The organism is Actinoplanes subglobosus (assembly GCF_042650585.1).
In the GTDB taxonomy this organism is placed as follows: Bacteria; Actinomycetota; Actinomycetes; order Mycobacteriales; family Micromonosporaceae; genus Actinoplanes; species Actinoplanes subglobosus.
Map to the genome: position 1 here is coordinate 185565 of NZ_JBHSBL010000007.1, position 21339 is coordinate 206903.

The window sequence follows — 21339 nt, forward strand, 5'->3', positions numbered from 1 at the left end:
CGCACCCCGAAAGGATCGACCCGATGGATGTCACTGAACTCACCGCCACCGAGATCGCCGCGGGCGTACGGGACGGCCGGCTGACGGCGGCCGCCGTCGTCGACGCCCACCTGACCCGCATCACCGAAGTGAACCCGCAGGTCAACGCGATCACCGTGATCCTCGGTGACCGGGCGCGGGAGGCGGCAGCGGCCCTCGACGCCCGGATCGCCGACGGGCAGGACCCGGGACCACTGGCCGGGGTGCCGATCACCGTGAAGGAGAACATCGACCTCACCTGGTCGGCGACCACCTCCGGCCTGCCGTTCGCGGCGAACCACGTACCGGCGGCCGGCGCGACCTTCGTCGACCGGCTGCTCGCGGCCGGGGCGATCCCGGTCGGGCGGGGGAACATGCCCGACTTCGGCCTGCGCTGGGACACCGACAACGACCTGTTCGGGCGCACGATCAACCCGTGGGACCGGACCCGGGTGCCCGGTGGATCCAGCGGCGGGGACGCGGTCGCGGTCGCCACCGGGATGGCCGCGGCCGGGCTCGGCAACGACTACGGCGGCTCGCTGCGACTGCCCGCACACGCTGCCGGGATCACCGCGTTACGTCCCTCCGCCGGACGGGTCGCCGCGCCCGGCCGTGGCGCCGAACCCCTGCCGCTGTCCCTCCAGCTCATGGCGGTGAACGGTCCGCTCGCCCGATCCGTCGCCGACCTGGACCTGCTCTTCGGGCTGATGAACGGCGCCGACGACTTCGACCCGCTGTCGGTCACCGTCGCACATCCGTCCGGGTACGACGGCCCCCGCCGCGTCGCCGTCACCGCCGACCCGGCCGGCTGGGGCGACGTCGACCCCGGGGTGACCGCCGCCGTCCGGTCCGCGGCCGGTGCCCTGGCCGCCGCCGGGTGGGAGGTCGAGGAGGCCGAACCGCCCGCCGTCGACCGGTGCGCCACGCTCTGGCGGCAGCTGTCGTCGACCGAGAACGCGCCGATGCTGCTCACCCCCGGCCTCCTGCCCGGGCCGCTGTCCGAGGGAACGGTCACCTACTTCCGCGACAACATCGCCGAGGTGGAACTGCTCGACTCGTCGGCGGCCTACCAGGGCGCATGGGCGGAACGGTTCGTGCACGCGGCGGCGTGGCGGGCGTTCCACGCGCGGTACCCGGTGGTGCTCGGACCGGTGACGACACAGCCCATGCCGGTGATCGGCTACGACCTGAGCGGTCCGGCCGCCGCCACCGCACTGTGGAGGGCCCACCGCCTCCTGGTGACCGCCAACTTCCTGGGCCTGCCCGCGGTCGCGGTACCGACCGGGGCTTCCGGACGGCGGCCGCTCGGCGTGCAGGTGATCGCGGGGCTGCATCGCGATCACATCGCTCTGGCGGCGGCGCGCGACATCGAGGCCGCGTTCCCGGCACTCACCCCGATCCGCCCGTCCTGACCGGTTCAGGCCAGCGACTGCCAGGACGTGATCAAGGACTGGCGGAAGGTTGCCGCCTGGTCCTCGGTCAGCTTGGTGATCATGCGGGATTCCAGGTCGCGGACCGGGGCGTCGACCGCGGTGAGCAGTGCGCGCCCGTCGGGGGTGAGGTGGATGAGCAGTTCGCGGCGGTTGGCCGGGTTGCGTTCGCGGCGGATCAGGCCGCGTGTCTCCAAGGCTCGGACCAGGTCGGCGGTGGACTGGGCGGTGACGAACGAGTCGCGGGCCAGCTGAGCCGCGGACAGGCCGTCGTGGCGTTCCAGGACGGTGAGCGCCGTGTACTGCAACGCGGTGATGCCATGGCCGCGGACCACCTCGTCGAGACGGGCGCGCACCGCGAGTTCGAGCTGTTTTACCAGGTAGAGCAGTGATGGCATGGACGGCAGGCTACACCATTGACAGGAAACCTGATCATCGGCCAGGATCGGAATCAACAGGATTCCTGTTGATTGAGGAACTGAAAATTCCGTGAGAGGTTGATGAGCATGGATCTGAGCGGCAAGGTTGCCATCGTGACCGGCAGCGGTCGCGGGCTCGGTCTGGCCTACGCCGAGGCGCTTGCCGCGGCCGGCGCCTCCGTCGTCGTCAACGACGTCGACCAGGCCGTGGTCGACGAGGCGGTCGCCGGAATCAAGGGCAGGGTGATCGGTGTCGCGGCCGCCGTCGGCGACACCGAGAGCGCGGAACGCCTGGTCGGCGCCGCGGTCGAGGCGTTCGGCCGGCTGGACGTGCTGGTCACCAACGCCGGCATCCTCCGCGACCGGGTGCTGTGGAAGATGACCGACGACGACTTCGACGCGGTCGTCCGGGTGCATCTGCGCGGCACGTTCACCTGCGCCCGGGCCGCCGCGATCCGGATGCGTGAGCAGGCCGACGGCGGCCGGCTCATCCTGATCGGCTCGCCGGCGGGTCAGCGTGGCAACTTCGGGCAGACCAACTACGCCGCCGCCAAGGCCGGCATCGCCGCGATGGCCCGCACCTGGGCGCTCGAACTGGCCCGCAACGAGATCACCGTGAACGCCGTGGTCCCGATCGCCGCCACCGAGATGACCAAGACGATCCCGGCGTTCGGGCCGGTCATCGAGGAGGCCGAGCGCACCGGCACGCCCTATCCGGCCTGGCTGCGCCACGACGAGGGCCTCGGCACCGTGGAGGACGTGACCGGGCTGATCACGTTCCTCGCCTCGGACGCCTCGAAGGGCATCACCGGACAAGCCATCGGTGTCGGTGGCGACAAGCTGGCCCTGTGGTCGCATCCGGCGGAGAAGGCCGTCGCCTATACCGAGGGCGGCTGGAGCGCCGACGCCATCGAGGCGGCGTGGGACTTCGAGCAGGAGACCTACGGCATCCCGGCGCCGCGCCGATGAACCTCGACGAACTGGTCGCCATCGACGTGCACACGCACGCCGAGGTCAGCCGCGACGGCCGCAGCTCACTGAGCCCCGAGCTGCTCGGCGCCTCCGCCGACTACTTCAAGGCGCACGGCCACCGTCAGCCGACCATCGACGAGATGGCCGCCTACTACCGGGAGCGGAGGACGGCCGCCGTCGTCTTCACCGTCGACGCCGAGCACGCCACCGGCCACCCGCGGATCGCGAACGAGGAGATCGCCGAGGACTGCGCGAAGCACCCGGACACGCTGATCCCGTTCGCCAGCATCGACCCGCACAAGGGGAGGGCCGGTGTCCGCGAGGCCCGCCGGCTGGTCGAGAGCCACGGCGTGCGCGGCTTCAAGTTCCACCCCAGCATCCAGGGGTTCGCCCCGGACGACCGGCTCGCGTACCCGCTCTACGAGGCGATCGAGGAGCTCGGCGCGGTCGCCCTGTTCCACACCGGCCAGACCGGGATCGGCGCCCGGGTCCGGGGTGGCGGCGGGATCCGCCTCAAGTACTCGAACCCGATGCTGATCGACGACGTGGCGGTGGACTTCCCGGACCTGCGGATCATCCTGGCCCACCCGTCGTTCCCGTGGCAGGACGAGGCGCTGGCCGTCGCCACCCACAAGGAGCACGTGTACATCGACCTGTCCGGCTGGTCGCCGAAGTACTTCCCGCCCCAGCTGGTCCGGTACGCGAACAGCCTGCTCCAGGACAAGGTGCTGTTCGGTTCGGACTATCCGGTGATCACTCCGGACCGCTGGCTCGCCGACTTCGAGAAACTCGAGGTCAAGGACACGGTCCGCCCCAAGATCCTCAAAGAGAACGCCGCACGCCTACTTTTCCGGGAGACGAAATGACCACCACCGTGAACGGCCTCGACGGACTCAAGAGCCTCGCCGGCAAGGACCTCGGCGCCAGCGACTGGCTGGAGATCACCCAGGAGCGGGTGAACACGTTCGCCGACGCCACCGGTGACCACCAGTGGATCCACGTCGACGTGGCACGCGCCCAGGCCGGGCCGTTCGGGGCACCGATCGCCCATGGTTATCTCACGTTGTCGCTGGTCATCCCGCTCTTCACCCAGTTGCTGCAGGTGGAGGGCATCACGATGGGCGTCAACTACGGGCTGGAGAGGGTGCGGTTCCCCAGCCCGGTGAAGGTCGGCGCGCGGATCCGGCTGACCGCGTCGGTGGTCAGCGTCGAGGACGTGGCCGGCAACGGCGTGCAGAGCACCTTCGACTTCACCGTCGAGGTGGAGGGCTCGGCCAAGCCGGCCTGCGTGGCCCGCCCGGTCTACCGCCATTACGCCTGAGGAAGCCGACGATGCGTAACGCGGGGCTGGGGTCGTGGCCGGCGCGCCGGGCGGCCATGTCTCCCGGCGCGACCGCCTTGATCTTCCAGGGGCGGCGTACGACGTACGCCGAACTGTTCGAACGCACCTCGCGCCTGGCCGCGGCCCTGCGCACCGCCGGGGTCCGCCCCGGTGACCGGGTCGCCTACCTCGGCCCGAACCATCCGTCGTTCGCCGAGACGATGTTCGCGACCTGGATGCTCGGTGCGGTCTTCGTGCCGCTGAACTTCCGGCTCACCCCGCCGGAGATCGACTACCAGTTGCGGCACAGTGGGGCGGTGGCGCTGATCTCGGCGGCGCCGGTGGAGATCTCCGTGACGATCCACGTCCTGATCGACGATCTGGAGGCCTTCGCCGGTGAGGAGGGAAGGGTCGACGAGCCGGAGACCGGACTCGACGACGTGGCGCTCATCCTCTACACCTCGGGGACCACCGGGCATCCCAAGGGCGCGATGCTCACCCACGGCAACCTGGTGTGGAACTGCTACAACCTGCTCGTCTGCGTGGACGTCGCGAGCGACGAGGTCACCCTGGTCAGCGCCCCGCTCTTCCACGTCGCGGCGCTCAACCAGTGCCTGCTGCCCACGTTCCTCAAGGGTGGCACGTCGGTGATCATGCCGGGCTGGGACGTCGACGGCTGCTTCGACGCCATCGCCGAGCACCGGATCACCTGGATGTTCGGCGTGTCCCAGATGTTCGCCGGCCTGGCCCGGTCACCGCGCTGGCCGACGGCCGACCTGACCTCGGTGCGCAGTCTGATGACCGGCGGCGCACCCGTCCCGGAGGCCCTGATCCGTGCCTACCAGGAGCGCGGGCTGGCGTTCTGCCAGGGTTACGGCATGACCGAGACGGCACCGGGCGCGACGTTCCTGGAGGCCAGGGAGAGCCGGGCGCATATCGGTTCGGCGGGCCTTCCGGTCTTCTTCGCGGAGGTACGGGTGACCCGCCCCGATCTCACGCCGGCCGATCCCGGCGAACCCGGTGAGGTGCTGGTCCGCGGCCCGAACGTGACTCCGGGGTACTGGAACGATCCGGCGGCGACGGCGGCCGCCCTCACCGACGGCTGGTTCCGTTCCGGTGACCTGGCGGTCGTCGACGAGGCGGGTCACCTCCGCATCGTCGACCGCACCAAGGACATGTACATCTCCGGTGGCGAGAACGTGTATCCGGCCGAGGTGGAGGCGGCCATCTTCGAGCATCCGGCGGTGGCCGAGGCGGCGGTCGTCGGCGTGCCGGACGACCGGTGGGGCGAGGTCGGCCGGGCCTTCGTCGTCCCGGTGCCGGGCGCGTCGCTCTCGCCCGCCGACGTGCCCGAGTTCCTGTCCGGCCGTCTCGCCAGGTACAAGATCCCGGTCTACGTCGACGTCGTCGAGGACCTGCCGCGCACCGGCTCCAACAAGGTCCGCAAGGGACCGCTCAGGAACCTGCCGCTGCCCGGTCCGGCCACGCCGCGCTGACCAGCTCGGGCAGCACGGTCGCCGCGGTACCGTGCAGGTTGATCGTGGCGACCGCGTCGAGCGGGGTCGGCTGCGGGTTCACCTGGATCACCGTGCCGCCGAACATGGCCGCCACCTTCGGGATCTCCGCCGCCGGGTAGACCAGGCCGGACGTCCCGACGGTCAGCAGCACGTCGCAGTCGGTGGCCGCCTGCACCGCCTCCTCCAGCGACTCCTCGGGCAGTGCCTCACCGAACCAGACGACACCCGGGCGGATCGCCCCGCCGCATCCACAGCGCGGCGGGGCCAGGCGGCGGCCCTCCTCCGGCTCGTCGCCCGGACCGGTCGTGGCCGGCCGGGAACAGGCGGCGCAGCGCGGCGCGAACAGGCTGCCGTGCAGGTGGACCGGTGCCTTCGAGCCGGCGCGTTCGTGGAGGTCGTCGACGTTCTGCGTGACGACGACGGTGTGTGGGGCGCGGGCTTCGATGGTGGCGACGGCCCGGTGGCCGGCGTTCGGGTGGACCCGCTCGATCAGGCAGCGGCGCCACTCGTACCACCCCCAGACCAGGTCCGGGTCGTCCTCGAACGCCTGCGGGGTGGCCAGTGCCTGCGCGTCGTAGCGCTCCCAGAGACCGGTCAGCGCGTCCCGGAAGGTGGGCACGCCGCTCTCCGCCGAGATGCCCGCACCGGTGAACACCACCACCCGCCGTGCCCCGGCCAGAGCCTTCGCCGCCTCGCGCACGTCAACCATCCTCGACCCCCAGCCGTATCCACCCGCACGAACCGCATCCACCAGCACGAAAGAGTGTCCCAGAGTCCATTCCGCCGGTGGTTCGTTGACCGGTCGAGTATGGAGGTTCTGTTGCCGTCGCCCAACCGGGACAACGCCCGCCGACGCCTGCGTCACGCGGGTGATCGCCTGCTGACCGTCGTCGGCGACTGGACGGCGCCGGGGGAGAAGCCGGCGTTCTCCGAGACCAGCATGAGCACCCTGGTCCGGACGGTGACGGTGGTGGCCGCCGGGGTCTTCCTGCTGGCCATGCTGATCATCTGGATCGCTCGTTGATCACCACCAGACACGCTGCCGGGTCGTCGGCGAACGGCAGGTGACCGCAACCCGTCAGGGTGACGTGGCGGGCGTCCGGGAGCAGCGTGCGGGCCCGCCGCGACTGCGGGAACGGGAGTACGGCGTCACGGGTGCCCCAGGCGATCGTCACCGGGTGGGTCGTCCGTTCGTACCCCCAAGGGGTGAGATCGCCGAAGGCGTCGCGGGCCGCGGTGAAGCCGGGTGCGGCCGCCAGGGCGCGGGCCGCGGACACCGCGCCGGCCGGGTCGAGGCGGCCCGGGCGGGCGTAGAAGAGCGAGCAGAACGCGGCCCGGCCGGCCGGTGACGCCATGATCGCGGGAAGGCGGGTGTCGAGGCGACCGGCGACGACCCGCGCGGCGGTGACGACGCTCTGGCACCAGCGGCGGCCCGCACCGGTCCAGAACCCGATCGGCGCGAAGGCGGTGACCGTGCGGGCGCGGCCGCGGCGCCCCAGTTCGAGGGCGATGCCACCGCCCAGGGAACTGCCCGCGACCTGTGGATCCGTGATGCCGAGCCGGTCCAGGAAGGACCCGACCTGATCGGCGAGGTGGGCGACCGACCCGGCGTGCGGGGCCGGCTCCCAGAGCGGTGACTCGCCGAAACCGGGCAGGTCGAGGGCGATCACGTCATGGGTCTTCGCGGCCTCGTCCAGGATCGGTGTCCACACCTGACGGTGGCTGCCCAGCCCGTGGATCAGCACCAGCGGCGGGCCGGATCCACGACGGTCGTACGCCAGCTCGGTCATCCGTCATTTATGAGACTGATTCGCGCTTCGCGCAAGACCCGGAAACGCGTTGTTGACATGTTGCCAATAAGGGTGTGATGGTACGGCGATGTCGTACGACTACGACGTCCTCGTCATCGGCTCCGGGTTCGGGGGCAGCGTGACCGCGCTGCGCCTGACCGAGAAGGGCTATCGCGTCGGCGTCCTCGAGGCCGGCCGCCGGTTCACCGACGACCAGTTCGCCAAGACGTCCTGGCGCCTGCGTGACTACATCTGGGCGCCCGCGCTCGGCTGCTACGGCATTCTGCGCCTCACCCTGCTGAAAGACGTGATGATCATGTCCGGCGTGGGTGTCGGCGGCGGGTCGCTCGGCTACGCGTGCACCCTCTACGAGCCGCCGGACGCGTTCTTCGCCGACCCGCAGTGGTCACACGTCACCGACTGGAAGACCGAGCTGGCCCCCTACTACGACCAGGCCAGACGCATGCTAGGCGTGACCGTCAACCCGGTCCTGACAGCCTCCGACGGCGCGCTGAAGGCGGTCGCCGAGGAGATGGGCGTGGGACACACGTTCCGGCCCACCCCGGTCGGCGTGCTGTTCGGCTCCTCTCCCGGCGCCGACGTGGCCGACCCGTTCTTCGGCGGGGCCGGCCCGGACCGCCGCACCTGCACCCTGTGCGGCTCGTGCATGACCGGATGCCGCGGCAACGCCAAGAACACCCTGGTCAAGAACTATCTGTACCTGGCGGAGAAGGCCGGCGCCGAGGTCCACGAACGGACCACCGTCAAGTCCGTGCGCCCGCTGCCCGACGGCGGCTACGCGGTCGACACCGGCCGGCGGCGGTTCACCGCCGAGCAGGTCGTCCTCGCCGGTGGGGCGCTCGGCACCCAGCGGCTGCTGCACCGGATGCGCGACCGGGGACTCCTGCCGCACGTGTCGCCGCGGCTGGGCGAGCTCAGCCGTACCAACTCCGAATCGATCCTCGGAGCCCGCACGCGCCGCGCGGACCGCGACTACACGCACGGCGTCGCGATCACCTCGTCGATCCACCCTGACCCGGTCACCCACGTCGAGCCCGTCCGGTACGGCCCCGGCAGCAACCTGCTGGCCCTGCTCGCCACCGTGCTCGTCGACGAGGGCCGCCCCCGCTGGTGGCAGGCCCTCAAGACACTCGCCCGGGCAGGCCGTGACCTGCGGCTCTACGTGTCCCCGCGGAAGTGGTCGAAGGAGACCATCGTGCTGCTGGCCATGCAGCCGCTGGACAACTCGATCACCGTGCACACCCGGCGCGGCCTGTTCGGGCGGCGCCTGTCCAGCCGCCCCGGCATCGGCGAACCCAACCCGGTGTGGGTCCCGGCCGCCCACGACGTGGCCCGCCGGGTCGCCGCCGAGATCGACGGGGTGCCGACCGGCGCGTTCACCGAGATCGTCAACCGGCCGGTCACCGGGCACTTCATCGGCGGCTGCGCGATCGGTGACACCGCCGAGACCGGTGTCGTCGACCCGTACCACCGGCTCTTCGGCCATCCCGGGCTGCACGTCATCGACGGTTCGACGGTCGCCGCGAACCTCGGCGTCAACCCGTCGCTCACCATCACCGCCCTGGCCGAGCGGGCGGTCGCCCTGTGGCCCAACGCGGGCGACCCCGACCCCCGGCCGGCCTCCGGTTACCTGCCTGTCGCGCCGGTGGCACCCCGGAACCCGGTCGTCCCGGCCACGGCGCCCGGCGCGCTGCGACTCACCATCGGAAGGCGGCCATGACCAGGATCGCGATCATCGGCGCCGGGTTCGGCGGGGTGGCGGCCGCCGTCGAACTGCTCGCTGCCGGGTTCGGCGACATCGTGATCCTGGAGAAGGCGGACCGGGTCGGCGGGGTGTGGCGCGACAACACGTACCCCGGTTGCGCCTGCGACGTGCCGGCGCCGCTCTACTCGTTCTCGTTCGCTCTCAACCCGGACTGGTCCCGGCGCTACCCGCCGCACCACGAGATCCTCGCCTACCTGCAACGATGCGCCGACGAGAAGGGCGTGACGCCGCTCGTCCGATTCGGTGCCGAGGTAGCCTCCGCCGACTGGGACGGCACCCGCTGGCGGCTCACCCTGATCGGCGGCGACACCGTCGACGCCGACGTGCTGATCCCCGCGGTCGGCCAGCTGTCGCGTCCCGCGATCCCGGCCCTGCCCGGCGCCGGCACGTTCGAGGGCGTCGCCGTGCACACCGCCCACTGGTCCCCGGACGTCCCGATCGACGGCCGCCGGATCGCCGTGGTCGGCACCGGCGCCAGCGCCATCCAGCTGGTCCCCGCGATCGCCGGGAAAGCCGCCCACATCACCGTCTTCCAGCGGACCGCCCCCTGGACGGTGCCGAAACCCGACCGCCGCTACGGCCGGATCCGCCGCACCCTGTCCCGCCGGGTGCCCGCCCTGATGCGGCTGTCCCGCGGCGCGACGTGGCTGCTCACCCTCGTCCCCGGCGCGGCACTGCACGGCAACCGGGTGGTCAACGCCGGCGTCCGCGGTTACGCCTGGATCCAGCGCCGCTGGCAGGTCCGCGACCCCGCACTGCTCGCCAAGGTCACCCCCGATGAGCCGATCGGCTGCAAACGGCTGCTCTTCACCAACGCCTGGCTGCCCACCCTGTCCCGCCCCGACGTCGACCTGATCACCGAGAAGATCGTCACGGTAACCCCGTCCGGCGTACGCACCGCCGACGGCACCGACCACCCGTGCGACGTCATCGTCTACGGCACCGGCTTCGCCGCCACCGAGTTCCTCGTCCCGATCCGTGTCACCGGCCGCGACGGCCGCCTGCTGTCCGACGAGTGGACCGAGGGCGCCCACGCCTACCTGGGCCTGGCCGTCCCCGGATTCCCCAACATGTTCCTGGTCTACGGCCCCAACACCAACACCGGCAACACCTCGGTCATCTACTTCCACGAGGCCCAGGCCCGATGGATCGCGCAGGCGGTGCGGTCGGTCGCCGCGGGAGACGATCTGGAGGTACGCCCGGAGGTCGCGACCACCTACGACAGCGAGATCCAGTCCCGCCTGGCGACCAGTGTGTGGACGAGCTGCCAGTCCTGGTACCGAACCGCCACCGGCCGCATCGTCACCAACTGGCCCGGCAAGGCCACCGAGTACCGCCGCCGAACCACCACCCTGAACCGCTCCGACTTCCTACCCCACTGACCGCCGCCGGCCGCGGAGGGCAGCGCGCACGAAGGCGTGCAGCATCATGATGGCGAGGATGCCCGGTACCGCTGCCGTCAGGCCGACGAGGACGCCGATCCAGGTGAACCAGGGCCGGTACGGGGTGTCCTCACGAGCCAGCTTCAGCGTGTACTTGTAGGTGCCCAGGTAACCGACGCGGACGTCGCGGCCGATGTCCGCCGGGGCGAAGGTGCCGTCGTCGATCACTTCGGTGTCCGTCCCGTCGTCCCAGCGGATGGTGACCGTGCAGCGCTCCCGGTAGCCGAAACCCCGGTTGGTCACCGGACCGCGCCGGTCACAGGAGTCAACAGACCCGGAAATCGCCGAGGAAGAGATTCCCGAGGCCTTTGGCCGGACCGAACCAGCCTTCCCGCATGGATTCGGCCGCCGCGCTGCGATGGGCGACCAGGCGCAGGACGTCGTCGTTGGCCCTTCCGATCCGGGTGAGGAGGAATTTCATCGTACCGATGGCCTTTCCCGCCTCACTGATTGCGAACCACGCCCACCAGGGCGCCCAAGCCGTAGGTGAGCAGGCACATGCTGTCGGCGATCTTGCCCATCGAGTGGAGATTCAGGGGGCCTCGTGGGTCAAGGCCAGCGCGGTGAGGCCACCGGAGTGGTCGACGGTCACCGTGACGTCGCGGTCGGCGGACTGTGCGGAGGCGTCGACCTGTTCCATCCGCCGGCTCAGTTCCAGGGTGGTCTCGGTCTGCTGCCGGACCCGCCGGTTCCAGTCGGCGAGCAGGTCGTCCGGGTTCTGTGGCATGTCCCCTCCCCGTGGGTGTGTGCCGCCGGTGCTGTCCACATCGGTACACAGCACCGAACCCGGGGCGGTTCAACTTTCCATTGTGGAAAGCTCATGGCATACTTTCCGTCATGGAAAGTAACTCCTCGCCCGCCGTCGATTCCGCTGAGGCCCACGCCGCGCTGCGGCTCGTCGCGGATGTCCGGGCCCGTGCGGCCGAGCATGCGGTCGCTCCCTGGTGGCTGCATGCGGGGCTGGCGGTCGCGTTCACCGTCGCGTTCGCGTCGATGAGCTTCCGCGGGATCGTCGGCTCGACCGGGTTCCCGCTGGCCATGGTGGCGGCGTTCGTCCAGCTCCAGGCGGTCCGGTCGACGACCGGGCTCTCCTTCGACCGCTGGACCGCGACGCCCGGCACCCGGCGGCTGTCGCTGGTCTGGCTCGCCGGCCTGGCGGTGTTCAGCGTCTCGGCGATGATCCTGGAGTGGGGCTTCGCGGTCCGCTGGTCGCTGGTCGTCGCGGGCGTCCTGATCGGCCTGATGACCGCGGTGGTCAGCCCGGCGATCGATCGGGCGCTGCGCCGCGACGCCGGGGCGGCGTGACGGTGGGCCGGTTCAACGAGCTGATCCACGCGCCTAACCGGCTGCAGATCTGTGCCGTGCTCGCCGGTGTCGAGGCCGCCGAGTTCTCCACTCTCCGTGAGCTGCTCGATGTCAGCGACTCGGTGCTGAGCAAGCACATCAAGGTGCTGCAGGACGCCGGCTACGTCACCGTGCGCAAGCCGGCGCAGGGGCCGCGGACGACCTGGGTGGAGCTGACCCCGCTCGGCCGGGACGAGCTGGCCGCTCACCTGGCGGAGCTCCGGCGCATCGCCGATCAGGCCTCCCCGGTCAAGCCGGCCTGACCGGGAGAGGGCCGCTCAGGCGGCGGCGAGCGGGGCCGCCGGCAGGCCGGGCAGGGTGGGGACGACGTCGGGCGGCTGGGGGCGGTTGAGGCCGAAGCCCTGCAGCAGGTCGACGCCGGCGGTGGCCAGGTCGCGGGCGGTGGGCTCGTCCTCGACCCCTTCGGCGACGACGGTCAGGCCGAGGGCCTTCGCGATGGCGATCACCGAGTCGATGATCGTGGCGTGGGCGGGGGAGTCGTGCATGCGGATGACGAAACTGCGGTCGATCTTCAGCTCGTCGATGGGCAGGCGGGGGAGCAGGCCCAGCGACGTGTATCCGGTGCCGAAGTCGTCGATGGCGACCCGGATGCCGCGGGCGCGGAGCTGGGCCAGCTGGGCGGCGACCTGCTCCTGGTTGGTGAGCACGGCGGTCTCGGTGATCTCGACGGTGAGCATGGTGGCCGGGACCTGTTCGAGGTCGAGCAGGGTGAGGATGGTGCCGACGGCGCGGTCCTGTGCCAGGTAGGCGGGCGGCAGGTTGACCGACACCGGCAGGTGGTGGCCCTGGGCGTGCCAGACGGCGGCCTGCCGCAGCGCCTCGGCCAGCACCCAGTCGGTGAGTTCGAGGATGACGTCGGAGCGTTCCGCGTCGGGCAGGAAGACGCCGGGCGGCAGCAGGCCGCGCTGCGGGTGCTGCCAGCGGACCAGCGCCTCCGCGCCGTGGATGACGCGGCTGCCGGAGTCGTGCAGCGGCTGGTAGTGCAGCCGCAGGTGACCGGAGCGCAGCCCGGTACGCAACTCGGTGAGCTGCCGCAGGTCGACGCGCTGGTTGCTGTCGAGTTTCGGAGCCCACTCGACGACGCCGGTGCGCTCGTGTTTGGCGCGGCGCATGGCCGCGGCGGCCCGGCGCATCAGCACGGTGACGTCGTGGTGGTCGGCGTGGCTGATGCCGATGCTGGCCTCGACGCTGATCGGCAGGCCGTCGACGGGGTGCGGGCCGCGGATGCCGGCGGCCAGGCGACGGCCGACGGCCTGCGCGGACTGCCCGGCCGGTAGCTCGGAGAGCATCACCACGAACTGGTCGCCGTCGAGACGGGCGGCCATGTTGCCGGCGCCTCGGGCGGCGCCGAGCGCGGTCGCGACGAGGTGCAGCAGGGTGTCGGCGCCGTGGTGGCCGAGCACGTCGTTGGCGTCCTGGAAGCGGTCGAGACCCAGGTGGACGACGGCGACGAGGTTGCCCGCGTCGAGGCGCCGCTGGCCCTCGGCCTGGATGGTGGCCCGGTTGGGCAGCCCGGTCAGCGGGTCGGTGCGGGACAGTTTCGCGAACCGGCCGGCCATGGCGGCGAGCAGGTCGACGATCGGCGCGATGCCGTAGCGGCCGTCCGGCCACGACACCAGGACCGGCTCGTCACGCCCGGCGGACGGGCGGGCCAGGGCCGCCTCGGCGGCCACGTCGATGTCGGTGTCGGCGGGAAGCTCCAGGCCTCCGGTGGCGACTTCCCCGGCGGTACGGGAGGAGCCGCGAACACGGCCGATCATGGCGCGACTGAGCAGCTGATATCCGGTGCCGGTGCTGATGATGACGCCGGGGGCGATGCGGTCGGCGGCGAGGGCGGCCCGGATCTCACCGATCGGGGTGGCGGCCGGCAGCGGGGCCGTCGGGATGCCGATCTCGCCGAGTTTGCGGGGCATCCGCGGCCCGGTGGGCGCCGTCACGCGGGCCCGCCGACGCGGAAGCAGGAGACGGCGATGCCACCACGGCCACGCGGGCGCAGCCGGACCAGCAGCCGGGACTCGTGCCCGGTGAGCAGGCCGTCGGCGTGGTGTCCGCCCAGCGCGGAGCGCCACAGGTCGAACAGCGCCTCCTGATCCTTCTCGGTCACCAGGTGGGCGAGGTCGCTGACCGGCTCGGGCCCGGCGGGCACCGTGACGGACAGGACGGCGAGACGGTCGACCAGGTCGGCGAGGTCGGTGCGGACGGCTTCCAGGTCGAGTTCGGTGTGGCGTTCCCGGGTGCGGTCGAGCAGCATGCCGTCCCAGACCACGGAGCCGTCGGGCTGGCGGTGCGGACGGGCGGCGCCGTAGAGCCAGCGCCGGGTGCCGTCCCTGAGCACCACGCTGCCGCGCCAGTCCCACGGTTCCAGGGTCTGCGCCGACTCGGCGACGCTGGCGGCGAACACGGCGCGGTCCTCCTCGGCGATCATGTCGAGGATCCTCCCCGCCGACGAGACGATCTCGTCGGGTTCGAGCCGGAAGATGTCGCGGCAGCCCTCCGAGACGAAGGCGAACGACGACTCGCCGGACGGTTCGGCCCGGAACTGGTAGAGCATGCCGGGCGCGTTGTTCACGGTGTTCCAGAAACGCTGCTCGCCGGCCGCGATGGCGTCCTGGCTGCGCCGTCGCTGGGTGTCGTCGATGGCGATCGTGCACACCCCGTAGACGGAGCCGTCCGGGTCGGTCAGCGGGACGCGGGTGACCACGTACTGGCGGATCTCGTCACCGAACGGGACCTCCTCCGCGACCGTCGTGGCGGTGCCGGACGCGATGACGTCCTCGTCGTTGCTGCGGCCGACGGCGGCGACCGAGGCGGACAGCAGGTCGGCCTCGGCCCGTCCGACCAGGTCGGCGGCGGTCACCTGGAAGATCCGCTCGAACTCGCCGTTGACGAACAGGTAACGGCCGTCCAGGTCCTTCGCCGAGATCATCGCCGTGGTGTGCTGGAGGATCGCGGCGATCAGCGTGTTGCTGCGCTGGAGCTCCTGCTGGGCGCGGTGCCCGTCGGTCTGGTCGGTGACGAACGCGAAGAAGCCGTCGTCGTCGAGCGCGTCGACGGTCATCGAGACGCGCAGTTCGGAGCCGTCCCGGTGGACGGCCGGCACCTCGATCGGGTGGCCGAGACCGCCGCTGTCGCCGCCGACCAGGCGACGGGCGAACCCGGCGCTGTGGGCGGACCGCAGTGCCGGCGGGATGATCGTGTCGGTCAGTCGCCGGCCGATGATCTCCTCGCGGGTCCAGCCGAAGAGTCTCTCGGCGGACGGGTTCCAATCGCGGATCACGCCGGCCCGGTCGATCTGGAGGAAGGCCAGGGCCGAGGCGTCCACGGCACGGTCCCGGAGGCCGGCCGCCGGCGGGGCGGTGATCTGAGGGGCTTCGACGGTGAACACGCCCCGCTCTATCGTCCCCGCGGCGACCGACTTGAGAGACGTCCGGACCTCAGACGGCGGCCGGCGCCGGTGCGGGCCGCCACTGCTCGGAGCCGAACACCTCGTACCGGATCCGCTCGTCGGGAATGCCGCGCAGATGCAGGCCGGCCCGGACGGTCTGCATGAACGGCGCCGGGCCGCACAGGTAGACCTCGGCGTCCGGGTGGACCGGGATGAGATCGGTGTCGATCAGGCCGGGGTACGTGTCCGGCTCGCCGGACGGCTGCTCGTACCAGTACAGGCTGCGGAAGGTGCGCAGCCGGGCGCCGTTGGCGTTCATGTCGGCGCGCAGCGGGTGCCGGTCGGGGCTGCGGTCGGCATGCACCGCGGTCACCTCCCGGGTCGGCTGGGTACGCGCCACGTGCTCCAGGATCGACGCCATCGGGGTGACCCCCACCCCGGCACTGACCAGCAGCAACGGGGAGTCGCCCGGCCGCAGGGTGAGATCGCCGTACGGCCGGCTGATCCGCAGCACGTCACCGGCCGCGACGTCGTCGTGCAGGTATCCGGAGACCACCCCGTCCGGGGCCCCGCCGGTGCCGCGCACCCGCCGCACCGTGATCCGCAGCGTCCCGCCGGTGGCGGCCTGGGACAGCGAGTACTGCCGCAGCTGCCGTCCGGCGCCGGGCAGGTCGGCGGCGACCGTCACATACTGCCCGGGGTGGAAGGCCGGTGCCGCCCCGCCGCCGGCGGGGACCAGCACGAACGAGACGGTGTCGTGGGCCTCGGCGATCCGCTGCGCGACGGTGAACTCCCGCCACGGGTCGGTGCCGTCCACCCCGGCCTCGGCGTAGAGCCGGGCCTCGCGGCCGATCAGCCGGGCGGCGAACAGCCAGTACACCTCGTCCCAGGCGGCGGCGACCGGCGGGGTGACCGCGTCGCCGAGCACCGTGCCGACCGCGCCGAGCAGGTAGCGGCCGACCATCGTGTACTGCTCGGGGCGGATGCCGAGGGCACAGTGCCGGTGCGCGATCCGGTCGACGATGTGCTCGAACGCGTGCCCGGACGGGCCCGCGCCGATCAGGTGCGTGGCGTAGGCCGCGACCGCCCCGGACAGCGAGCTCCGCTGCTCGCCGGTGGCCTGCGCGCTGCGGCTGAACAGGTCGAGGAGCTCCGGGTTCGCCCCGATCATCGTCCGGTAGAAGACGTCGGAGATCTCCGCGAGGTGCTCGCCGACGACGGGCAGGGTGGCCTCGATGACCGGGGCGCTGGATGCGGACAGCATGGGAGAGGACTCCTCTACGAGAGGGTGAGCAGCACCTGCCGGACCGGTGGAGCGGCCAGGTCGCCGATCGTGATGGGGTCGAGCGAGGCGTAGAACGCCTCCTGTGCGACACGCAGCGCCCCGCGGAGCCGGCAGCCGGCGTTGAGCGGGCAGGGGGTGTCCCCGCCGCACTCCACCACCTCGGTGTCGCCCTCGAGGTCGCGGACCAGCCCGCCGACCGACGCCCGGTCGGCGCCGGTCGCGAGCCGGACACCGCCGTTGCGGCCGCGGACGGTCTCCAGCAGGCCGCGGTGCTGCAGCCGCTGGACCACCTTGGCTAGGTGGCTGCGGGGCACCGCCACGGCGGAGGCCAGCCCCTCGATGGTGAGCAGGTCCTCGGGGCGGGCCGCGGCGAGCATCAGCACGCGCAGGCCGATGTCGGTGGAGCGATTCAGTCGCACGGGTCGACCCTACTAAAAGAGGAATCTTAAAGTCATCTTTTGAGCCCCAGATCACGGGGAGGGCGACGGGCGCCCTCCCCGTGACGGGGACTAGCTCAGCTTGAACACGGTGGCCTTGGAGGACACCGTGAGAGAGCCGTTGCGGTGCTGGAGGAACTGCCCCGGCGCGACCCGGACGGTCACGCCGCCCTTGACCGCGATCCGGGTCACCGGCGTGCCCGTGGCGCTCAGGGTCACCGCCGTGCCGCTGACGGTCAGGAACTTCGCCGGCTGGTCGACCGACTGGACCGTCTCGGTGCCGTCGGCCGCCGCCACGAACCGGAACTGGGTCAGCTCCAGCTCCCGTGGCGCGTGCGCCACCTGGAACGCGTCGCCCTCGTGCTTGACGAACGAACGCGGCCGGTCCGACGGCGACAGCCGCACGATCGGCCCGCCCGACCCGACCGGGATGCCGAACAGCGGCGTCCCGTCCTCGTGCCAGTAGAGCTTCTGCACGCGGGTGTGCCGGTTGGGGTCGTACAGCGGGTCGCCGGTGATCTGCTTGTAGTCACGGGCGTGGTAGACCAGCACGTCCGTGCCGTCCGGGGTGACCGTGAACGAGTTGTGCCCCGGCCCGTACCGCTTGGTCGCGTCGTTGGTGACGAAGACCGGGTCCGGGCTCTTCTCCCAGCTGGCGCGCGAAAGCAGATCCGAGGAGGCCGACGCGGTGAGCAGGCCCATGCAGTAGTTCGAGTCGGTCGCGCTGGCCGAGAAGGCGATGAAGACCTTCCCGTTGCGGATCAGCACGGCCGGGCCCTCGTTCACCCGGTAGCCGATGATCTCCCAGCTCAGGGTGGGTGTGGCGATCCGGGTGGGCTTGCTCTTCAGCGTCCACGGGTTCGCCATCTCGGCGATGTAGAGGCTGGTGTTGACCGCGATCTCCGGCTCGCTCTGCGCCCACACCAGGTACTGCCGCCCGCGGTGGGTGAAGCTGGTGGCGTCGAGCGTGAAGCCGTCCCACTCGGTGGCGAGCTGGCCCTTCAGCACCCAGCCGGCCGGGTCGCGCGGGTCGTCGAGCGCCGACTCCATCACGTAGGTACGGATCCGGAAGACCTCACCGGCGTCACCGGCGGCGAAGTAGATGTACCACTTCCCGCCGATCCGGTGCAGCTCCGGCGCCCAGATGTGCCCGCCCATCTTCCCGCTGGCAGGGCGGCGCCAGATGACGGTCTCCTCGGCGGTGGCCAGGCCCTCGATGGTCGAGGCGCCCCGGACGACCAGGCGGTCGTACTCCGGGACCGAGCCGGTGAAGTAGTAGGTCCCGTTCACCGGCTTGGTGATCCAGGGGTCCGCGCGCTGGCTGATCAGCGGGTCGACGGTCGGCACACCGTAGATCTCAGCATCGCTGGGCAGGGCCGGGGCCTGCGGGGCCCCGTCGGCGCCCGCGGGCAGGACGACGGCCAGGGCACCCACGGCGCCGCCCGTCAACAGGGTTCGTCGGTTCATGAGCGGGCTCCTCAACGGGTCCGGATGCGCAGGAAGGTGACCGAGTTCGCGGCGAACTCCCGCGTGAAGGTGGAGGCGATGCCGCTGACGGTCGAGGTGACCGGCTGGATCGGCTCCGCCGAGCGGGTGTTCAGCTCGCCCGGGTCACCGGTGATCACGGTCTGCTTCGCGGTACGCGCCACCTTGCGCCCACCCAGGTCGATCCGCGTGACCGCCGGCGTGTCCTGCGCGTTGACGACCTTGACGATGATCTCGCCGCGCTCGGTGTCCTCGGTCACGACCTGCGCGAACGGCTCGGTGACCGCGTTGTCGTCGAATGAGCCCCACTCGACGCCGTCGAGGATCAGGGTGACCTTGGTGCCCCGTACCTGAATCTTGAGGTCGTAGGTCCTGCCGGTCGTGACGCTGTTGGGCTTGGTGAGGATCTGCTCCTTGGCGGACGTGATCCCTTTCTCGACGGCGCCCTGGGTGTTGTTCCAGCCACCCAGGTTCCACCAGTAGAACTGCCCGGTCTCCTTGATGCCGAACGCGACCAGGAAGCCCTCGGCGCCGGCCGTCTTGGTGGCCTTCAGCGTGTAGTCGTAGTCGGTCTCGCTGATCGTGGCGGCCTTGACCATGGTGTCCTCGGTGTCCGTGGTCGTCTGGGTGTAGGCGCCGTTGGTCACCGCCCAGTGGCCACGGTTGGTCACCGGGGTCCAGCCCGCGGCGTCGCCGTCGTTGAAGTCGTCGGCGAACAGCACGGTGCCGTCCGGCCTGGTGACCTTGACGTCGTCGTAGACCGCCGCGGTACGCCAGGTGGAGAGCCCGATCCCGCCGACGATCGGCTGGGGCTGGAGCACGTTGCCGGTGGCCGTCGACGGGAGGACCTTGTCGCCGACGTTGTTCATGAACAGCTTCTGCACCTGGTAGCTGGTGGAGCCCCACGACTCGTCGTTGTCGAACCAGATCATGTCGGGTTTCCACTGCACGTTGTCGATGTTGGCGAGCAGCGGCGCGTAGGACGCCATCTTCACCACGTCGGCGTTGCGCTCCAGGCCGGTCATGTACGCGGCCTCGGCCAGCGAGTTGTACAGCTTGTTGTCCAGCGACGCGTACTCGCCGAGGAAGACCTTGGGCCCGTTCCGGTCGTACGAGTCATAACGCTTGTTGTTCTGCAGGAACCAGGCCGGGCTGTTGTAGTAGTGCTCGTCGACCATGTCCGAGCCGTGCGCCCTGTTCTTCGCCCACAGGTTCTCGAAGGTGCTGCCCTGGTCGTCCGGGCCGGAGTTGCTGACCACGGTGATGTCCGGGTACTTGGCCTTGATCGCCGACTCGAACCTCAGGAAGTTCGCCCAGTACTCGTCGGGCAGGTTCTCCTCGTTGCCGACCGCGACGGTGGTCAGGCCGAACGGCTTCGGGTGCCCGGCGGCGGCGCGGACCTTGCCCCAGGTGCTGGTGGCCGGGCCGTTGGCGTACTCGATGAGGTCGAGCGCGTCCTGGATGTGCCGCTGCAGCAGCGCCTCGTCCACCGTCGCCCGGTTCTGACCACAACCGGTCACCAGGGCCGGCAGGACCGGCAGCGGCATGGCGCCGATGTCCTCGGAGAACTGGAAGTACTCGTAGTAACCGAGGCCGTAGGTCTGGTTGTAGCCCCAGAAGTTCTTGTTGGTGGCGCGCGTCTCGACCGGGCCGACGGTGTCCTTCCACTGGTAGGACCGGGCGCGCGGGAAGTTGTTCGCGGCGTCGTAGGAGTACATGCTGCCGGTGTTGACCAGGCAGCCGCCGGGGAAGCGGACGAAGCCGGGCTTCAGGTCCTCCACCTTCTCGGCGAGGTCCTTACGCAGGCCGTTGGCGCGTCCCTTGTAGGTGTCGCGCGGGAACAGCGAGACCTCGTCCAGCTTCACATCGCCGGAGGTCTTCACCGAGAGCCGGGCGACGTCGCTGGTCGCGGTGGCCCGCAGCACCCCGGTGTACTTCTTCCAGGTGTCACCGGCGACCGTGATCGTGACCGGGGCCGAGAGAGCGGTGCCGTCCGCAGTGGTGAGGGCGACCTGGACAGACGTCGAGCCCCGAGCCCAGACGGAGAAATCGTATTTGTCAGACGCGCGGAGCGCGAGTCCGGTGTTGTAACCCGAGTTGGTCAGCGCCGCCGCACCGGTGACCGAGAGGTAGTTGCGGTTGCGCTCGTTGAGCCGCTGGTCATCGTTCACCACCGAGGCCGGCCCGGTGACCGTCCACCCGGTCAGTCCGTTGTAGCCGGACGCGTCGGTGGAGTTGAACTCGAACGAGCGGTTGCGGACCAGTTCGGCGTAGAGGCCGCCGTCGGCCGCGTAGTTGATGTCCTCGAAGAAGACGCCGTACATGGACTTGGGGATGGTCGCGCCGGTCGACGACGGGTCGACCGTGATGGTGTAGTCCGGCTCGACCGCGTGCGCGGCGACCGGCGGCGAGACCGCGAGCGGGAGCGAGACCAGAACGGCGGCCGCGCCCGCGAGGCGGTAGGGGATTCTGCGCATGAGGGGTCCTCCGGTGCGGATCGCAACGGTTTCAGAAGTGTTTCCGGTGGACTAGCTCAGCAATGTGTACGCAAACATCGACACCCCTGTCAAGAGGCTCGGCTCGATGTTTGCAGCGCTGAAAGGCCAGGACGCTCAATTTGTTAGCGTTAACCAGCAAGAACCGCGCGCAGGCGTTCCGCGTCGTGGTAGCGCGCTTTCTCGGTCAGC

22 protein-coding genes are annotated in these 21339 nt (G+C 70.9%); 10 read left to right on the forward strand and 12 right to left on the reverse strand.

All coding sequences use genetic code 11. From position 1 onward, the window contains the following. The first annotated feature begins 23 nt into the window (after positions 1-23). Positions 24-1430 carry an amidase family protein gene (locus ACFO0C_RS09800; protein ID WP_378066259.1) on the forward strand — a complete coding sequence of 469 codons (1407 nt, stop codon included), beginning with the start codon at positions 24-26 and terminating at the stop codon, positions 1428-1430. Positions 1431-1435: 5 nt separating this feature from the next. Here the strand turns inward: ACFO0C_RS09800 and ACFO0C_RS09805 are convergent, their stop codons facing one another. After that, on the reverse strand, positions 1436-1846 hold the full coding sequence (locus ACFO0C_RS09805) for a MarR family winged helix-turn-helix transcriptional regulator (RefSeq protein ID WP_378066260.1): 411 nt from the start codon (positions 1844-1846) through the stop codon (positions 1436-1438). 102 nt (positions 1847-1948) lie between these two features. Here ACFO0C_RS09805 and ACFO0C_RS09810 point away from each other — a divergent pair, with 102 nt between their 5' ends. From ACFO0C_RS09810 to ACFO0C_RS09825, 4 genes are read left to right on the forward strand one after another with little or no spacing between them, the layout of a single operon-like run. After that, positions 1949-2836: an SDR family oxidoreductase gene (locus ACFO0C_RS09810; RefSeq protein ID WP_449190916.1), complete on the forward strand. Its 888-nt coding sequence runs from the start codon at positions 1949-1951 to the stop codon at positions 2834-2836. Next, positions 2788-3705 carry an amidohydrolase family protein gene (locus tag ACFO0C_RS09815; RefSeq protein WP_449190917.1) on the forward strand — a complete coding sequence of 306 codons (918 nt, stop codon included), beginning with the start codon at positions 2788-2790 and terminating at the stop codon, positions 3703-3705. The genes ACFO0C_RS09810 and ACFO0C_RS09815 overlap by 49 nt, the downstream gene beginning before the upstream one ends. Continuing rightward, entirely contained in the window at positions 3702-4160 is a 459-nt protein-coding gene (locus ACFO0C_RS09820; RefSeq protein WP_378066261.1) for a MaoC family dehydratase, read from the forward strand. The genes ACFO0C_RS09815 and ACFO0C_RS09820 overlap by 4 nt, the downstream gene beginning before the upstream one ends. Positions 4161-4171: 11 nt before the next feature. Next, the gene (locus tag ACFO0C_RS09825; protein ID WP_378066262.1) at positions 4172-5656 is read left to right on the forward strand and encodes an acyl-CoA synthetase; all 1485 of its coding nucleotides are present in this window, start codon (positions 4172-4174) and stop codon (positions 5654-5656) included. Here the strand turns inward: ACFO0C_RS09825 and ACFO0C_RS09830 are convergent. After that, the gene (locus tag ACFO0C_RS09830; RefSeq protein WP_378066263.1) at positions 5616-6386 is read right to left on the reverse strand and encodes an SIR2 family NAD-dependent protein deacylase; all 771 of its coding nucleotides are present in this window, start codon (positions 6384-6386) and stop codon (positions 5616-5618) included. The genes ACFO0C_RS09825 and ACFO0C_RS09830 overlap by 41 nt on opposite strands. Before the next feature lie 111 nt (positions 6387-6497). On the opposite strand from ACFO0C_RS09830, the gene ACFO0C_RS09835 reads away from it, so the two are divergent. Next, on the forward strand, positions 6498-6701 hold the full coding sequence (locus ACFO0C_RS09835; RefSeq protein WP_378066264.1) for a hypothetical protein: 204 nt from the start codon (positions 6498-6500) through the stop codon (positions 6699-6701). Here the strand turns inward: ACFO0C_RS09835 and ACFO0C_RS09840 are convergent. After that, positions 6682-7467 carry an alpha/beta fold hydrolase gene (locus ACFO0C_RS09840; protein ID WP_378066265.1) on the reverse strand — a complete coding sequence of 262 codons (786 nt, stop codon included), beginning with the start codon at positions 7465-7467 and terminating at the stop codon, positions 6682-6684. The two genes, ACFO0C_RS09835 and ACFO0C_RS09840, sit on opposite strands and share 20 nt — an antisense overlap. A gap of 88 nt (positions 7468-7555) precedes the next feature. Here ACFO0C_RS09840 and ACFO0C_RS09845 point away from each other — a divergent pair, with 88 nt between their 5' ends. Both ACFO0C_RS09845 and ACFO0C_RS09850 read left to right on the forward strand, forming a co-directional pair. Continuing rightward, positions 7556-9208 (forward strand): FAD-dependent oxidoreductase, encoded by a 1653-nt coding sequence (locus ACFO0C_RS09845; RefSeq protein ID WP_378066266.1) that lies wholly within the window; start codon positions 7556-7558, stop codon positions 9206-9208. Beyond that, positions 9205-10635, forward strand: a complete 1431-nt coding sequence (locus ACFO0C_RS09850; protein ID WP_378066267.1) for a flavin-containing monooxygenase — start codon at positions 9205-9207, stop codon at positions 10633-10635. Before ACFO0C_RS09845 ends, ACFO0C_RS09850 begins: the two co-directional genes overlap by 4 nt. On the opposite strand, the gene ACFO0C_RS09855 is transcribed toward ACFO0C_RS09850, so the two are convergent. From ACFO0C_RS09855 to ACFO0C_RS09865, 3 genes are all read right to left on the reverse strand, one after another. Next, positions 10624-10938: a DUF6346 domain-containing protein gene (locus ACFO0C_RS09855; RefSeq protein ID WP_378066268.1), complete on the reverse strand. Its 315-nt coding sequence runs from the start codon at positions 10936-10938 to the stop codon at positions 10624-10626. The two genes, ACFO0C_RS09850 and ACFO0C_RS09855, sit on opposite strands and share 12 nt — an antisense overlap. 22 nt (positions 10939-10960) lie before the next feature. Beyond that, the gene (locus tag ACFO0C_RS09860) at positions 10961-11116 is read right to left on the reverse strand and encodes a hypothetical protein (protein WP_378066269.1); all 156 of its coding nucleotides are present in this window, start codon (positions 11114-11116) and stop codon (positions 10961-10963) included. Between the two features lie 111 nt (positions 11117-11227). Then, complete coding sequence (locus tag ACFO0C_RS09865; RefSeq protein ID WP_378066270.1) at positions 11228-11422, reverse strand: hypothetical protein; 195 nt, start codon at positions 11420-11422, stop codon at positions 11228-11230. Between the two features lie 110 nt (positions 11423-11532). Between ACFO0C_RS09865 and ACFO0C_RS09870 the strand changes: the two genes are divergently transcribed. Together ACFO0C_RS09870 and ACFO0C_RS09875 are read left to right on the forward strand one after the other, a co-directional pair. Further along, a complete protein-coding gene (locus ACFO0C_RS09870; RefSeq protein ID WP_378066271.1) occupies positions 11533-12000 on the forward strand; it encodes a hypothetical protein in 468 nt (155 codons plus the stop codon). Continuing rightward, positions 11997-12302, forward strand: a complete 306-nt coding sequence (locus ACFO0C_RS09875) for a transcriptional regulator (protein WP_378066272.1) — start codon at positions 11997-11999, stop codon at positions 12300-12302. Before ACFO0C_RS09870 ends, ACFO0C_RS09875 begins: the two co-directional genes overlap by 4 nt. A 15-nt stretch (positions 12303-12317) precedes the next feature. Here the strand turns inward: ACFO0C_RS09875 and ACFO0C_RS09880 are convergent, their stop codons facing one another. From ACFO0C_RS09880 to ACFO0C_RS09905, 6 genes are all read right to left on the reverse strand, one after another. Continuing rightward, complete coding sequence (locus tag ACFO0C_RS09880) at positions 12318-13997, reverse strand: putative bifunctional diguanylate cyclase/phosphodiesterase (protein WP_378066273.1); 1680 nt, start codon at positions 13995-13997, stop codon at positions 12318-12320. Further along, positions 13994-15445: a PAS domain-containing protein gene (locus ACFO0C_RS09885; RefSeq protein WP_378066274.1), complete on the reverse strand. Its 1452-nt coding sequence runs from the start codon at positions 15443-15445 to the stop codon at positions 13994-13996. Before ACFO0C_RS09885 ends, ACFO0C_RS09880 begins: the two co-directional genes overlap by 4 nt. 49 nt (positions 15446-15494) lie before the next feature. Beyond that, complete coding sequence (locus ACFO0C_RS09890) at positions 15495-16709, reverse strand: globin domain-containing protein (protein WP_378066275.1); 1215 nt, start codon at positions 16707-16709, stop codon at positions 15495-15497. Positions 16710-16723: 14 nt separating this feature from the next. After that, positions 16724-17149, reverse strand: a complete 426-nt coding sequence (locus tag ACFO0C_RS09895) for an RrF2 family transcriptional regulator (RefSeq protein WP_378066276.1) — start codon at positions 17147-17149, stop codon at positions 16724-16726. Positions 17150-17239: 90 nt separating this feature from the next. Next, entirely contained in the window at positions 17240-18634 is a 1395-nt protein-coding gene (locus ACFO0C_RS09900) for a family 43 glycosylhydrolase (RefSeq protein WP_378066277.1), read from the reverse strand. An 11-nt stretch (positions 18635-18645) separates the two neighbouring features. Continuing rightward, positions 18646-21129: an alpha-L-arabinofuranosidase C-terminal domain-containing protein gene (locus tag ACFO0C_RS09905; RefSeq protein WP_378066278.1), complete on the reverse strand. Its 2484-nt coding sequence runs from the start codon at positions 21127-21129 to the stop codon at positions 18646-18648. Between the last annotated feature and the right edge of the window lie 210 nt (positions 21130-21339).